Below are 14,254 nucleotides of genomic sequence, written 5' to 3'. Positions count from 1 at the left end.
GGCAGGGTGACCAGCATGATCACGATCACCGATTGCCAGCCCCAGAAGGTGAAGGCGGCGAGGGTGTCGGAGTACAGGCGCACCTGGCAGGTGCGCTGCACGGCGTAGTAACTGGCGGCGAACTGGGCGCTGCCGGCGAAGCCGAAGATCACCAGGCTGGTGTGCAGCGGCCGCAGGCGGCCGAAGGTGGTCCAGGGCAGGTCGAGGTTCATCTCGGGCCACACCAGTTGCGAGGCGATCCACACCCCCATTGCCATCCCCACCACGCCCCAGAACACGGTCGCGATGACGAATTGGCGGACGACCTTGTAGTTGTAGGCCTGTCCGATTGTTGCTGTGCTCATGGTCAATGCTTCCACGGTTGCAAAGTCTTGCCAGGCCACCCGGACTGGCATGCCCGTGCACTGTAGAAACCTCTGTGTAAACAAAACAGACTCAGTGAATCTTCATTTATGCGGATCAGATAACCCGCCCAAGCAGCATGAAGGTGGCTGGCGCTGATCCTGTTTTTTAACATTCAAGTGAATCTGTAATGTATTCGGCCCCAGGTACATAGTTGCCCTCTCGAACCGAGCCACGGAGCCCGATTGCCGACGCAATCCCTGTGCAACGACGAAGGCTCGAAGAACCCTGATGAGGCAGCCAGATGTATCAATATGACGACTATGACCGCGCCCTGGTGTTCGAGCGGGTTGCGCAGTTTCGCGACCAGGTCGAGCGCTACCGGGCCGGCGAGTTGAGCGAAGAGGAATTCCTGCCGTTGCGCCTGCAGAACGGCCTGTACCTGCAAAAACACGCGTACATGCTGCGCGTGGCGATCCCCTATGGGACGCTCGATGCGCGGCAGATGCGCACGCTGGCGAGCATCGCCCGGGATTACGATCGTGGCTACGGCCATTTCACCACCCGGCAGAACCTGCAGTTCAACTGGATCGAACTCGATCAGGTCCCGCAGATCCTCGAACGCCTGGCCGAGGTGAACATGCATGCGATCCAGACCTCGGGCAACTGCGTGCGCAACATCACCACTGAAGCCTTTGCCGGGGTGGCGGCAGACGAGTTGATCGACCCGCGTCCACTGGCGGAAATCCTCCGGCAGTGGTCGACCATCAATCCGGAATTCCTGTTCCTGCCGCGCAAGTTCAAGATCGCCATCTGTTCCGCCGAGCAGGATCGCGCGGCCATCATGATGCATGACATCGGGCTTTACCTGTATCGCGGCAGCTACGGGCAAATGCTGTTGCGGGTCATGGTCGGCGGCGGCCTGGGGCGCACACCGATCCTCGGGCTGCAGATTCGTGAAGGGCTGCCGTGGCACCACTTGCTGTCCTACGTCGAAGCGGTGCTGCGGGTCTACAACCGTCACGGGCGGCGGGACAACAAATACAAGGCGCGGATCAAGATCCTGGTCAAGGCGCTGGGAATCGAAGCCTTTTCCAAGGAAGTGGAGGAGGAGTGGCAATACCTCAAGGACGGCCCGGCCCAGCTCACCGACGAAGAGTATGAACGGGTCGCCAGCGCCTTTCTGCCGCCGGATTACCAGGCGTTGGCCGACACCGACCTGGCGTTCGGCACGCGAATGGCCGAGAACCCGGCCTTTGCCCGTTGGGTGACGCGCAACGTGCAGCCGCACAAGGTGCCGGGCTACGCCAGCGTGGTGCTGTCGACCAAACCCGGGGCCGCCGCACCGCCGGGCGACGTGACTGCGCAGCAGATGGAGGCCGTGGCGGCGTGGTCCGAGCAGTTCGGGTTCGGCGAGATTCGCATCGCCCATGAACAGAACATCGTCCTGCCGGATGTGCCTAAAGCCAAGCTGTTCGATGTGTGGACACTGGCCTGTGAACAGGGTCTGGGCAGTGCCAATGCCGGTTTGCTCACCGACATCATTGCCTGCCCCGGCGGCGATTTCTGTGCCCTGGCCAATGCCAAGTCGATCCCGATTGCCCAAGGCATCCAGGCGCGCTTCGAAGACCTGGATTACCTGCATGACCTGGGTGACATCAGCCTGAACATTTCCGGGTGCATGAATGCCTGTGGTCACCACCACATCGGCAACATCGGCATTCTTGGCGTCGATAAAAACGGCAGCGAGTGGTACCAGATCACCCTCGGCGGTGCGCAAGGCAAGGACAGCGCATTGGGCAAGGTCATCGGCCCGTCCTTCAGTGCCAGTGAAGTGCCCGGTGTGATCGAACGCATCATCGAAACCTTCGTGCGCTACCGCGAAAGCGAGGAGCTGTTCGTCGACACCTTGCAGCGCATCGGCCTGGAGCCGTTCAAGGAAGTGGTGTATCCGAAAGTGCTGGAGGCGTCTGCATGAACAACCTGTTGCGACTGCACGCGGGTGAGGCGCGCAGGGTCAGCGATGATCCGTGGACGCTGGTCCGCGAGCCCGAGGTCGCTCGCCCCGCCGGTCCGCTGATATTGCCGCTAGAGAGCTGGCTGCAGGACCCGCAACGGCAGGCCGTGTGGCTGGGGCCGGATGACGAGGTGGAACGAATCAAACCCTGGTTCGACACGCTGCCATTGATCGCCCTGGACTTTCCGAGTTTCCGTGATGGCCGTGCCTACAGCCAAGCGTACCTGCTGCGCACCCGCCTGGGCTGGACCGGCGAACTGCGCGCCATCGGCGACGTTCTGCGCGATCAGCTCAGCCATATGCGTCAATGCGGCTTCGACAGTTTTGCCGTGCGCGAAGACAAGTCCGCCGAAGACGCGCTCAAGGGATTGGCGGGGATGAGCGTGTTGTATGGGCGCTCGGTGATTGAGCCGAGGCCGTTGTTTCGCAGGCGCTAGACACCTTCGTGGGCTGAGTTGGCCCTATTGCGAGCAGGCTCGCTCTTACAGGGTCCGGAGTCTTTCAATTGACGGTGATTTTCCAAGGCAAAACCTGCGGCATTGGCTATACCTGTTACACCGTTCTCCAACTGTCGTCGACCGCCTACAGGAGTTACCGCATGAAGCTGGCCTTGATAGTGAGCACCGTCTGCATCGCCTCGATCGGCGTGGTGGGCTGCGCCAGCAAGACCGTCGAGCCGGACCAGTATTCCGGGTTCCTCAAGGATTACAGCCAGCTCAAGGAGGCCAAGTCGCCGTCGGGTGCGGTGGTGATGCGCTGGATCGATCCGAAGCTGGACATCGACAAATACAAAAGCGTGTACGTCGAGCCAACCCAGTTGTACCCCAAGCCTCAACCAACGGTGAAGATTCCGCAGGCCACCTTGAACGGCATCACCAGTTATTACGATCAGGCGCTCAAGCGTGAAATCGTTAAATCCCTGCCACTGGCGTCCGGTCCCGGGCCGGGTGTGATCGTGGTGCGGGCGGCAATCACCGCTGTCAGCAGCAAGACCGAAGGCCTGAAGCCTTATGAAGTGATTCCGATCGCGCTGGTGGCGGCGGCGGTGAGTACCGCCAGCGGCATTCGCGACCAGGAAACCGACCTGGCCACCGAAGCGGTGTTCCTCGATGGCGGCAACAACCATGTGTTGGCGCAGGTGGTGCGCAAAGGCACCGGCAAGCCGCTGGAAAACGATTCGCAGGTGATGAAGGCCGATGACGTGAAAGGCGTGATTGATGGCTGGGCTTCCGATTTGCACCAGTCGTACCTGAAGCTGAAATCCAAGTGATGCGGTTGAGCTGAGGAGGCTTCGCCAGCAGGCTCGCTCCCGCCGTTGATCTTCAGTCAACACATGAAAGTGTACGAAGAGATCGACGGCTCGCGAGAGCGAGCGTTCTCTATCAGGAACGATCAGGCTGGGCCCCGCAACAACCCACCTCGCGAATCTCGATTTCGGCATCGGTTCCCGGCATGGGATTGGGGCAGCGCATGACCCATTCGATGGCTTCCTCCCTGGACTTCACTTCCCACAGCCAGTAACCGGCAATCAGCTCCTTGGTCTCGGCGAACGGGCCGTCGATGACGCTACGTTTGTCGCCGTTGAAGCGCACGCGCGCGCCCTTGCTGCTGGGTTGCAGGCCTTCGCCACCGATGAGGACACCGGCCCTGGACAATTCTTCGTTGTAGTGACCCATGGCGGTCAGCAACTCGGCACTGGGCATGAGGCCGGCTTCGGAATCGGCGCTGGCTTTTATGATGATCATGAATCGCATGGTGGTGTCTCCGCTGGATGGGGATGATTCGCCCTATGGTCGATTGGCGTGCGGCCAGATCGACAACGCCGGCAATATTTCAATTTCCCACGCTCTCAGGTGGTGATGTGTCAGGTCGCCGGGGCTTTGAGGCGCGTTGAATCTGAAGCCAATCCCGCAAGGTTGAGCAGAGTGTTCACAATTTGTATCTGCCGGTAGGTCGTCGGCCCGTTTCGTGGTTAACTTCCGGCTCTTCAAAATTCTCTACAACAACGTGCAGAAGGACTCCGTTCATGGCTCAAGTCACTCTTAAAGGCAACCCGGTTCAAGTCAACGGCCAACTGCCTCAAGCCGGTTCCAAGGCGCCAGCCTTTTCCCTGGTTGCCGGCAATCTGTCCGACGTCACCCTGGCGAGCTTCGCCGGCAAGCGCAAAGTGCTGAACATCTTCCCAAGCGTCGACACCCCGACCTGCGCGACCTCGGTGCGCAAGTTCAATGCCCAGGCCAACGATGTTGCCAACACCGTGGTGCTGTGCATCTCCGCCGACCTGCCGTTCGCCCAGGCGCGCTTCTGCGGTGCCGAAGGCCTGGACAACGTGCAGAACCTGTCGACGCTGCGTGGCGCCGAGTTCATCGAGAACTATGGCGTGGCCATCGCTGACGGTCCGCTCAAGGGCCTGACTGCCCGCGCCGTGGTGGTGCTGGACGAAAACGACAACGTGCTGCACAGCGAGCTGGTCAGTGAAATCGGTCAGGAGCCGAACTACGACGCCGCACTCGCCGTTCTGAAATAAGCAATCGCTTACAATTGTTAACGGCCTGCTCCTGTTCAGGCCGTTTTCATTTGTGCTTCAGTCCCTTAGATAACTCTCCTGATACGTAAGCCGAAGGTAAATTGCCGGTAAAGGCGCTTTGCTAATTACCCGCCAGTGCTTATCGTTCAGCCTCCTGTAGAAAAAGCCCACGCGCCCAATGGTTGGTCACTCCATGCAATCCTCCGCTTCCCGTAGTCCTCGTCGCTGGCTGTTCGGCCTGCTCGTCCTGTTGGTCATCGCTGCCCTGTGCTGGAAATTCTGGCCCGGTGGTGCTGCACCCAAAGAAGGGGCAGGGCAGAAAGCCGCGGTGGGCCATACGGGGCGCGCCGGCGGGATGCGGCCCGGCTTCGGTGGCGCTGCCGGGGCGGTGCCGGTGCGTGTGGCGCCGGCGGTCAAGGGCGATTTCCCGTTGTATTACCGGGCGCTGGGCACGGTGACGGCGTTGAACACCATCAATGTGCGCAGCCGCGTGGGCGGCGAACTGATCAAGGTGTCGTTCGAAGAGGGGCAGATGGTCAAGGCGGGCGACCTGCTGGCGGAAATCGACCCGCGTCCCTACCAGAACGCCTTGCTGCAGGCCGAAGGCACCTTGCTGCAGAATCAGGCACAACTGAAAAACGCCCAGGTCGACGTCGAGCGTTATCGCGGTTTGTATCGCGAAGACAGCATCGCCAAGCAGACCCTGGACACCGCCGAAGCATTGGTCGGCCAATACCAGGGCACGGTCAAGACCAACCAGGCGGCGGTCAACGACGCCAAGCTCAATCTCGAATTCACCCGCATCCGCGCACCGATTGCCGGTCGCGTCGGCCTGCGTCAGCTCGACGTCGGCAACCTGGTCGCCGCCAACGACACCACGGCGCTGGCGATCATCACCCAGACCCAGCCGATCAGTGTGGCCTTCACCTTGCCCGAGAACAGCCTTGACGTGGTGCTGGAACGCTATCGCAGCGGCGCCAGGCTGCCCGCTGAAGCCTGGGACCGTGGCGACGCCAAATTACAGGCCACCGGCGTGTTGCAAAGTCTCGATAACCAGATCGATGTCGCCACCGGCACCCTGAAATTCAAGGCGCGCTACGAAAACCGCGACCAGGCGCTGTTCCCCAACCAGTTCGTCAACGTCCACTTGCTGGCCGACACCCTGAAAGACGTGGTGCTGGCTCCGGCGGCAGCCATTCAGTTCGGCACCAACGGCACGTTCGTCTATGCGATGGACGGTGACAAGAAAGTCACGATCCGCCCGTTGAAGGTTGGCGCCAGCGATGGCGAGAACACCGTTGTCATCGAGGGCCTGAAGGCGGGTGAACGCGTCGTCCTGGAAGGCACCGATCGCCTCAAGGAAGGCAGCGAAGTGGAAGTGGTCAACGACACCAAGGACGTACCGACCTCGCCGACCGGGCACCTGCAGGGCAAGTCGGCGGCCAGCACGACTGAGCCGGTCACCACCGACAAGGCGAAAAAGGGCGGCGCATGAATCTCTCGCGGCTGTTCATCCTTCGCCCGGTAGCCACCACCCTGAGCATGCTGGCCATTGTCCTGGCCGGCCTGATCGCCTACCGCCTGTTGCCGGTGTCGGCCTTGCCCCAGGTCGACTACCCGACCATCCGCGTGATGACGCTTTATCCCGGCGCCAGCCCGGACGTGATGACCAGCGCGGTGACGGCACCGCTGGAACGTCAGTTCGGGCAGATGCCGGGCCTGACCCAGATGGCCTCGACCAGTTCCGGCGGCGCCTCGGTGCTGACCCTGCGGTTCAGCCTCGACATCAACATGGACGTCGCCGAGCAGGAAGTGCAAGCCGCGATCAACGCCGCGACCAACCTGCTGCCCAAGGACCTGCCGGCGCCGCCGGTGTACAACAAGGTCAACCCGGCCGACACCCCGGTACTGACGCTGGCGATCACTTCCAAGACCATGTTGATGCCCAAACTCAATGACCTGGTCGACACGCGCATGGCGCAGAAAATCGCCCAGATCAGCGGCGTCGGCATGGTCAGTATTTCCGGTGGTCAGCGCCAGGCGGTACGGATCAAGGTCAACCCCGAAGCCCTGGCGGCGGCCGGGCTGAACCTGTCGGACGTGCGCACGCTGGTCGGCGCCTCGAACGTCAACCAGCCCAAGGGCAACTTCGACGGCCCGACGCGGGTCTCGATGCTCGATGCCAACGATCAACTGACCTCGCCCGCAGACTACGCCAACCTGATCCTGGCCTACAGCAATGGCGCGCCCTTGCGACTCAAGGATGTGGCGGAAATCGCCGACGGCGCCGAAAACGAACGTCTCGCCGCCTGGGCCAATGAAAGCCAGGCGGTGTTGCTCAACATCCAGCGTCAGCCGGGCGCCAACGTCATCGAGGTGGTCGACCGGATCAAGGCCTTGCTGCCGAGCATCACCGATAACCTGCCGGCCGGCCTCGAGGTCACCGTCCTCACCGACCGCACCCAGACCATTCGTGCCTCCGTGACCGATGTCCAGCACGAATTGCTGATCGCCATTGCCCTGGTGGTGATGGTGACCTTTCTGTTCCTGCGCCGGGCCAGCGCGACGATCATTCCGTCGGTGGCGGTGCCGCTCTCGCTGATTGGCACCTTTGGTGTGATGTACCTCGCCGGTTTCTCGGTCAACAACCTGACCCTGATGGCCCTGACCATCGCCACCGGTTTCGTGGTGGACGATGCGATCGTGATGCTGGAGAACATTTCCCGCTTCATCGAAGAGGGCGACAGTCCGCTGAATGCGGCGCTCAAGGGCGCGAAACAGATTGGCTTCACCCTGGTGTCCCTGACGCTGTCGCTGATTGCCGTACTGATTCCGCTGCTGTTCATGGCCGATGTGGTAGGGCGTCTGTTTCGCGAGTTCGCGATCACCCTGGCGGTGGCGATCCTGATTTCCCTGGTGGTGTCCCTGACCCTGACGCCGATGATGTGCGCGCGGTTGCTCAAGCGTGAACCCAGAGAGGAAGAGCAGGGCCGTTTCTATCGGGCCAGCGGTGCGGTCATTGATTGGATGATCGAGGCTTACGGGCGCAAGTTGACGTGGGTTCTCAAGCACCAGCCGCTGACATTGCTGGTGGCTGTCGGCACGCTGGCGTTGACCGTGTTCCTGTACCTGGTGGTGCCCAAGGGCTTCTTTCCGGTCCAGGACACCGGGGTCATCCAGGGCATCTCCGAAGCGCCCCAGTCGATCTCCTTTGCGGCGATGAGCGAGCGCCAGCAGGCGCTGGCCAAGGTGGTCCTCGCCGACCCGGCCGTCGAGAGCCTGTCGTCCTACATCGGTGTCGATGGCGACAACTCGACCCTCAACAGCGGTCGCCTGTTGATCAACCTCAAATCCCATGGCAATCGTGACCTCAGTGCCTCCGAGGTGATTGCCCGCCTGCAACCGGAAGTGGACAAACTGGTGGGTATTCGCCTGTTCATGCAGCCGGTGCAGGACCTGACCATCGAAGACCGCGTCAGCCGTACGCAGTACCAGTTCAGCATGTCATCGCCGGATGCCGAGTTGCTCAGCCTGTGGAGCGGCCGTCTGGTCGAAGCCCTGGGCGAGCGCCCGGAGCTGGCCGACGTCGCCAGCGATTTGCAGGACAAGGGATTGCAGGTCTATCTGGTGATCGACCGTGATGCCGCTTCGCGGGTCGGGGTGTCGGTGGCGAATATCACCGATGCCCTGTATGACGCTTTCGGCCAGCGGCAGATTTCCACCATCTACACCCAGGCCAGCCAGTACCGCGTGGTGCTGCAATCGCAATCGGGCGAGAAAATCGGCCCGGACGCGCTGAACCAGATTCACGTCAAGACCACCGATGGCGGGCAGGTACGCCTGTCCAGCCTGGCGCACATCGAAGAGCGGCAGGCGCAACTGGCGATCACCCATATCGGCCAGTTTCCGGCGGTCATGATGTCCTTCAACCTGGCGCCTGGCGTGGCGCTGGGGCATGCGGTGCAAGTCATCGAACAGGTGCAGCAGGACATCGGCATGCCAGTCGGCGTGCAGACCCAGTTCCAGGGCGCGGCGCAGGCGTTCCAGGCGTCCCTGTCGAGCACCTTGCTGCTGATCCTGGCGGCGGTGGTGACCATGTACATCGTGCTGGGCGTGCTGTACGAAAGCTACATCCACCCGATCACCATCCTCTCGACCTTGCCCTCGGCCGCGGTCGGCGCCTTGCTGGCCCTGCTGTTGAGCGGCAATGACCTGGGCATGATCGCAATCATCGGCATCATCCTGCTGATCGGTATCGTGAAGAAGAACGCGATCATGATGATCGACTTCGCCCTCGACGCCGAGCGTAACCAGGGCATGGACCCGCAAACCGCCATCTATCAGGCGGCGCTGCTGCGTTTCCGGCCGATCCTGATGACCACGCTGGCGGCCTTGTTCGGTGCCGTGCCGTTGATGCTCGCCACCGGCTCCGGGGCCGAGCTGCGTCAACCCCTGGGCCTGGTGATGGTGGGGGGCTTGCTGGTGAGCCAGGTGCTGACCCTGTTCACCACACCCGTGATTTACCTGTACTTCGACCGTCTCGGTCGGCGTTGGGGCCGTCCATCCGAGCCGGTGGAAGCGGTCGAGCAGCCATGAACCTCTCCGGACCTTTCATCAAGCGCCCGGTCGCCACCTTGCTGTTGAGCCTGGCGATCATGCTGCTCGGCGGCGTGAGCTTCGGCCTGTTGCCCGTCTCGCCGCTGCCACAAATGGATTTCCCGGTGATCGTGGTCCAGGCCAGTTTGCCCGGGGCCAGCCCGGAAGTGATGGCCTCGACCGTGGCCACGCCGCTGGAACGCTCCTTTGGCGCCATCTCGGGCGTCAATACCATGAGCAGCCGATCCAGCCAGGGCTCGACCCGGGTGATCCTGCAGTTCGATCTCGACCGCGACATCAACGGCGCGGCGCGGGAAGTGCAGGCGGCGATCAATGCTTCGCGTAACCTGCTGCCCAGCGGGATGCGCAGCATGCCGACCTACAAGAAGGTCAACCCGTCCCAGGCGCCGATCATGGTGTTGTCGCTGACCTCGGAGGTGCTGCAAAAGGGCCAGCTGTACGATCTGGCCTCGACGATCCTGTCCCAGAGCCTGTCCCAGGTGCAGGGTGTCGGTGAAGTACAGATCGGCGGCAGCTCCTTGCCCGCCGTGCGCATCGAGCTCGAGCCCCAGGCGCTGAACCAGTACGGCGTAGCGCTGGACGATGTGCGCAACACCATCGCCAACGCCAACGTGCGTCGCCCCAAGGGGTCGGTCGAAGACGGCGAGCGGCTGTGGCAGGTGCAGGCCAACGATCAACTGGAAAAAGCCAAGGATTACGAGTCGCTGATCATTCACTACGCGGACGGCGCAGCGCTGCGCCTGAAGGATGTGGCCAAGGTCAGCGACGGCGTCGAGGACCGCTACAACAGCGGTTTCTTCAACGACGATGCGGCTGTCCTGTTGGTGATCAACCGACAGGCCGGCGCCAACATCATCGAGACGGTCAACGAAATCAAGGCCCAGCTCCCAGCCTTGCAGGCCGTACTGCCCGCCAGCGTCAAGCTGAACCTGGCCATGGACCGCTCGCCGGTGATCAAGGCGACGCTGCACGAAGCGGAAATGACCCTGCTGATCGCCGTGGCCCTGGTGATCCTGGTGGTGTTCCTGTTCCTCGGCAACTTCCGCGCCTCGCTGATCCCGACCCTGGCGGTGCCCGTCTCGCTGGTGGGCACCTTTGCGGTGATGTACCTCTACGGCTTTTCCCTGAACAACCTGTCGTTGATGGCGCTGATTCTCGCCACCGGGCTGGTGGTGGACGATGCCATCGTGGTGCTGGAGAACATTTCCCGGCATATCGACGCCGGTGTGCGCCCGATGAAGGCCGCCTACCTGGGGGCGCAGGAAGTCGGTTTCACGCTGCTGTCGATGAACGTGTCGCTGGTGGCAGTGTTCCTCTCGATCCTGTTCATGGGCGGGATCATCGAGAGCCTGTTCCGTGAGTTTTCCATCACCCTGGCAGCGGCCATCGTGGTGTCGCTGGTGGTGTCCCTGACTCTGACCCCGATGTTGTGCGCACGTTGGCTCAAGCCGCACACACCGGGGCAGGAAAATCGCCTGCAACGCTGGAGCCAGCGCACCAACGAATGGATGGTCGGCAAATACGCCACCAGCCTCGACTGGGTGCTGCGCCATCGACGCCTGACGTTGCTCAGCCTATTGGTGACAGTTGGGGTGAACATCGCGCTGTATGTGGTTGTTCCTAAAACATTCATGCCGCAACAGGACACGGGGCAACTGATCGGTTTCGTGCGCGGGGACGACGGCCTGTCCTTCAGTGTCATGCAGCCGAAGATGGAAATTTTCCGTCGTGCCGTGCTCAAGGACGACGCAGTGCAAAGCGTCGCCGGCTTCATCGGTGGCAGCAACGGTACCAACAATGCTTTCATGCTGGTGCGCCTGAAGCCGATCCAGGAACGCGGGCTTTCCGCGCAAAAGGTCATCGAGCGTATGCGCAAGGAAATGCCCAAGGTGCCCGGCGCTCAGTTGATGCTGATGGCGGACCAGGACTTGCAGTTCGGGGGCGGCCGTGAGCAGACGACCTCGCAGTATTCCTACATCATCCAGAGTGCTGACCTGAGCGAGCTGCGCAAGTGGTATCCGAAAGTGGTGGCGGCCCTCAGGGCCCTGCCGGAACTGACCGCTATCGATGCCCGGGAGGGCAGCGGCGCGCAGCAGGTGACGCTGATCGTCGACCGCGATCAGGCCAAGCGCCTGGGCGTCGACATGGACATGGTCACGGCCGTGCTCAACAACGCCTACAGCCAGCGGCAGATTTCGACGATCTACGACAGCCTCAACCAGTACCAGGTGGTGATGGAGGTCAATCCCAAGTACGCCCAGGACCCGATCACCCTCAAGCAGGTCCAGGTGATCACCGCCGACGGTGCGCGGATCCCGCTGTCGACCATCGCCCATTACGAAAGCAGCCTGGAAGAAGACCGTGTCAGCCACGAAGGTCAGTTTGCGTCCGAGAGCATTTCCTTCGACATGGCCGAAGGCGTGACGGTGGAGCAGGGCACGGCCGCGATCGAACGCTCGCTCGCCCAGCTTGGCATGCCCGAAGACGTGATCGTGAAGATGGCCGGCACCGCCGACGCCTTCGCCGCAACGCAGAAGAGCCAGCCGTTCATGATCCTGGGGGCGCTGTTGGCGGTGTATCTGGTGCTGGGTGTGCTGTATGAAAGCTACATTCATCCGCTGACCATTCTCTCGACCCTGCCATCGGCCGGGGTCGGTGCGCTGCTGTCGATCTACGTGCTGGGGGCCGAGTTCAGCCTGATCTCGCTGCTGGGGCTGTTCCTGCTGATCGGTGTAGTGAAGAAAAACGCCATTTTGATGATCGACCTGGCCTTGCAACTCGAACGACATCAGGGGCTGGGCCCGCTGGAATCGATCCGCAGCGCCTGCCTGCAACGTCTGCGGCCGATCCTGATGACAACCCTGGCCGCCATCCTCGGTGCATTGCCCCTGTTGCTGGGCCGTGCCGAAGGAGCGGAGATGCGTCAGCCGCTGGGCCTGACCATCATCGGCGGGCTGATCTTCAGCCAGGTGCTGACGCTTTACACCACCCCGGTGGTCTACCTCTATCTCGACAAGCTGCGCCATCGCTTCAACCGCTGGCGCGGCGTGCGCACTGATGCTGCCCTGGAAACTCCGCTATGACTGACCGTTCGCCTATCAACCTGTCCGCATCGCTGCTCATGGCCCGGGGTTCGCGTTTGCTGAGCCTGTCGTTGTGTGTGGCGCTGCTCAGTGCCTGCGCCATCGGCCCGGATTACCAGCGCCCGACCGCCGCCGCGCCGGTGCAGTACAAGGAAGCGGCGGGCTGGCGACAGGCCGCCCCGAGCGACTCCCTGGCTCGCGGGGCCTGGTGGGAGCTGTACGGCGATCAACAGCTCAATGGTCTGATCGACAAGCTCAACAGCGCCAACCAGACCGTTGCGCAATCCGAAGCCCAATTCCGCCAGGCCCAGGCGCTGGTCCGCAGCGCCCGGGGCGCGTTTTTCCCCACGGTGGATCTGACCGTCGGCAAGAACCGCTCCAGCCAGGGCACCGGCAGCAGCAGCTCCAGCCTGAGCAGTTCGTCCAGCGGCATTCGCAACACTTACACCGCTCAGGCTGGGGTCAGTTGGGAAGCCGATATCTGGGGCAAATTGCGCCGTGGACTGGAGGCCGACACCGCCAACGCCGAGGCCAGTTTTGCCGATCTGGCGGCCATGCGGTTGAGTCAGCAGTCGGAGCTGGTGCAGAACTACCTGCAATTGCGGGTGATCGACGAGCAGAAACGCCTGCTGCAAGCGACGGTCGAGGCCTATCAGCGCTCGCTGAAGATGACCGAAAACCAGTATCGAGCCGGGGTTTCCGGCAAGGACGCGGTGGCGCAGGCGCAAACCCAGCTCAAGAGCACCGAGGCGGACCTGGTCGACCTGATCTGGCAACGCGCCCAGTTCGAGAACGCCATCGCCGTGCTGATCGGCCTGCCGCCTGCAGAGTTCACCCTGGCTGAAAGCCGGGACATCCCGGTGTTGCCTGAAGTACCGCTGAGCCTGCCATCGCAGCTGCTGGAACGCCGCCCGGACATTGCCTCCGCCGAACGCTCGGTGATCGCGGCCAACGCCAACATCGGTGTGGCCAAGGCCGCTTATTATCCGGACCTGACCCTGAGCATGAACGGTGGGTACAGCAGCAGTACGTCGAACAATCTGTTCACCGTGCCGAACCGCTTCTGGTCGGTTGGCCCGCAACTGGCGATGACCCTGTTCGACGGCGGTCAGCGCTCGGCGGAAGTCGACCGCAGCGAGGCGGCGTACGATGAAACCGTGGCCAAGTACCGCCAGACCGTGCTGGACGGCTTTCGCGAGGTGGAAAACTACCTGGTCCAGCTCAAGGTTCTGGAGGACGAGACCGGCGTTCGCCAGCAAGCACTGGATGCGGCGCGTGAGTCGCTGCGCCTGACCCAGAACCAGTACAAGGCCGGGCTGATTGCCTATCTGGACGTGGTGGCGGTTCAGGCCACGGCGTTGAACAACGAACGCAGCATGCTCGACCTGATGCAAAGTCGGTTGATCGCCAGTGTGCAATTGATCGCGGCGCTCGGTGGTGGTTGGGACGGCAATACCGACCTGTAAACGCTGTGGGAGCGAGCCTGCTCGCGATGCGGTTTCAAGGCCATAACGCCAGGGACTGATACACCGCTATCGTCGGAGCGCCGGCCGGAGCAGGCTCGCTCCCACAAGGCCTACGCATGGTCGCGATTGGCGGCTCTGAAATGGATCAAACAAGCGTTTCATCGGCTTGCTGGCCTTTTGCTCCATTTTGTCCGTGCGTTCT

Annotated in this window: 10 protein-coding genes; 8 read left to right on the top strand and 2 right to left on the bottom strand. The window is 62.2% G+C overall.

Going from position 1 to position 14,254, the window contains the following annotated elements:
- Window positions 1–344, bottom strand: a 344-nt coding sequence (locus tag QIW53_RS20165; protein ID WP_371051390.1) for a cbb3-type cytochrome c oxidase subunit I, incomplete at its 3' end; no start/stop codon positions are given.
- Window positions 345–646: 302 nt separating this feature from the next.
- Between QIW53_RS20165 and QIW53_RS20160 the strand changes: the two genes are divergently transcribed.
- The 3 genes from QIW53_RS20160 (at window position 647) to QIW53_RS20150 (ending at window position 3,629) form a co-directional block, all read left to right on the top strand.
- Window positions 647–2,320 (top strand): nitrite/sulfite reductase, encoded by a 1,674-nt coding sequence (locus QIW53_RS20160; protein WP_371051389.1) that lies wholly within the window; start codon window positions 647–649, stop codon window positions 2,318–2,320.
- On the top strand, window positions 2,317–2,796 hold the full coding sequence (locus QIW53_RS20155; RefSeq protein WP_371051388.1) for a DUF934 domain-containing protein: 480 nt from the start codon (window positions 2,317–2,319) through the stop codon (window positions 2,794–2,796). Before QIW53_RS20160 ends, QIW53_RS20155 begins: the two co-directional genes overlap by 4 nt.
- A gap of 161 nt (window positions 2,797–2,957) precedes the next feature.
- Entirely contained in the window at window positions 2,958–3,629 is a 672-nt protein-coding gene (locus QIW53_RS20150) for a DUF3313 domain-containing protein (RefSeq protein WP_371051387.1), read from the top strand.
- Between the two features lie 112 nt (window positions 3,630–3,741).
- Here the strand turns inward: QIW53_RS20150 and QIW53_RS20145 are convergent, their stop codons facing one another.
- Complete coding sequence (locus QIW53_RS20145; protein ID WP_371051386.1) at window positions 3,742–4,113, bottom strand: YciI family protein; 372 nt, start codon at window positions 4,111–4,113, stop codon at window positions 3,742–3,744.
- A gap of 272 nt (window positions 4,114–4,385) precedes the next feature.
- On the opposite strand from QIW53_RS20145, the gene tpx reads away from it, so the two are divergent.
- From tpx to QIW53_RS20120, 5 genes are all read left to right on the top strand, one after another.
- Window positions 4,386–4,886, top strand: coding sequence for a thiol peroxidase (gene tpx, locus QIW53_RS20140; protein ID WP_192307879.1), 501 nt, complete (start codon window positions 4,386–4,388; stop codon window positions 4,884–4,886).
- A 178-nt stretch (window positions 4,887–5,064) separates the two neighbouring features.
- Window positions 5,065–6,381 carry an MdtA/MuxA family multidrug efflux RND transporter periplasmic adaptor subunit gene (locus tag QIW53_RS20135; RefSeq protein WP_371051385.1) on the top strand — a complete coding sequence of 439 codons (1,317 nt, stop codon included), beginning with the start codon at window positions 5,065–5,067 and terminating at the stop codon, window positions 6,379–6,381.
- Complete coding sequence (locus QIW53_RS20130) at window positions 6,378–9,482, top strand: MdtB/MuxB family multidrug efflux RND transporter permease subunit (protein WP_371051384.1); 3,105 nt, start codon at window positions 6,378–6,380, stop codon at window positions 9,480–9,482. The genes QIW53_RS20135 and QIW53_RS20130 overlap by 4 nt, the downstream gene beginning before the upstream one ends.
- Complete coding sequence (locus QIW53_RS20125) at window positions 9,479–12,586, top strand: efflux RND transporter permease subunit (protein ID WP_371051383.1); 3,108 nt, start codon at window positions 9,479–9,481, stop codon at window positions 12,584–12,586. Before QIW53_RS20130 ends, QIW53_RS20125 begins: the two co-directional genes overlap by 4 nt.
- Window positions 12,583–14,052: an efflux transporter outer membrane subunit gene (locus QIW53_RS20120; protein WP_371051382.1), complete on the top strand. Its 1,470-nt coding sequence runs from the start codon at window positions 12,583–12,585 to the stop codon at window positions 14,050–14,052. The genes QIW53_RS20125 and QIW53_RS20120 overlap by 4 nt, the downstream gene beginning before the upstream one ends.
- Window positions 14,053–14,254 lie beyond the last annotated feature (202 nt).

The organism is Pseudomonas fluorescens (genome assembly GCF_041354075.1).
GTDB lineage: Bacteria > Pseudomonadota > Gammaproteobacteria > Pseudomonadales > Pseudomonadaceae > Aquipseudomonas > Aquipseudomonas fluorescens_CE.
Note: the sequence above shows the minus strand (reverse complement) of the source record. Positions and strands in the feature narration are given on the sequence as shown.

Excerpts from the sequence above, each read along its gene's own strand:
- QIW53_RS20150 (WP_371051387.1), top strand. The coding sequence starts at position 2,958 with ATGAAGCTGGCCTTGATAGTGAGCACCGTCTGCATCGCCTCGATCGGC.
- QIW53_RS20145 (WP_371051386.1), bottom strand. The coding sequence starts at position 4,113 with ATGCGATTCATGATCATCATAAAAGCCAGCGCCGATTCCGAAGCCGGC.
- tpx (WP_192307879.1), top strand. The coding sequence starts at position 4,386 with ATGGCTCAAGTCACTCTTAAAGGCAACCCGGTTCAAGTCAACGGCCAA.
- QIW53_RS20125 (WP_371051383.1), top strand. The coding sequence starts at position 9,479 with ATGAACCTCTCCGGACCTTTCATCAAGCGCCCGGTCGCCACCTTGCTG.
- QIW53_RS20160 (WP_371051389.1), top strand. The coding sequence starts at position 647 with ATGTATCAATATGACGACTATGACCGCGCCCTGGTGTTCGAGCGGGTT.
- QIW53_RS20135 (WP_371051385.1), top strand. The coding sequence starts at position 5,065 with ATGGTTGGTCACTCCATGCAATCCTCCGCTTCCCGTAGTCCTCGTCGC.
- QIW53_RS20120 (WP_371051382.1), top strand. The coding sequence starts at position 12,583 with ATGACTGACCGTTCGCCTATCAACCTGTCCGCATCGCTGCTCATGGCC.
- QIW53_RS20155 (WP_371051388.1), top strand. The coding sequence starts at position 2,317 with ATGAACAACCTGTTGCGACTGCACGCGGGTGAGGCGCGCAGGGTCAGC.
- QIW53_RS20130 (WP_371051384.1), top strand. The coding sequence starts at position 6,378 with ATGAATCTCTCGCGGCTGTTCATCCTTCGCCCGGTAGCCACCACCCTG.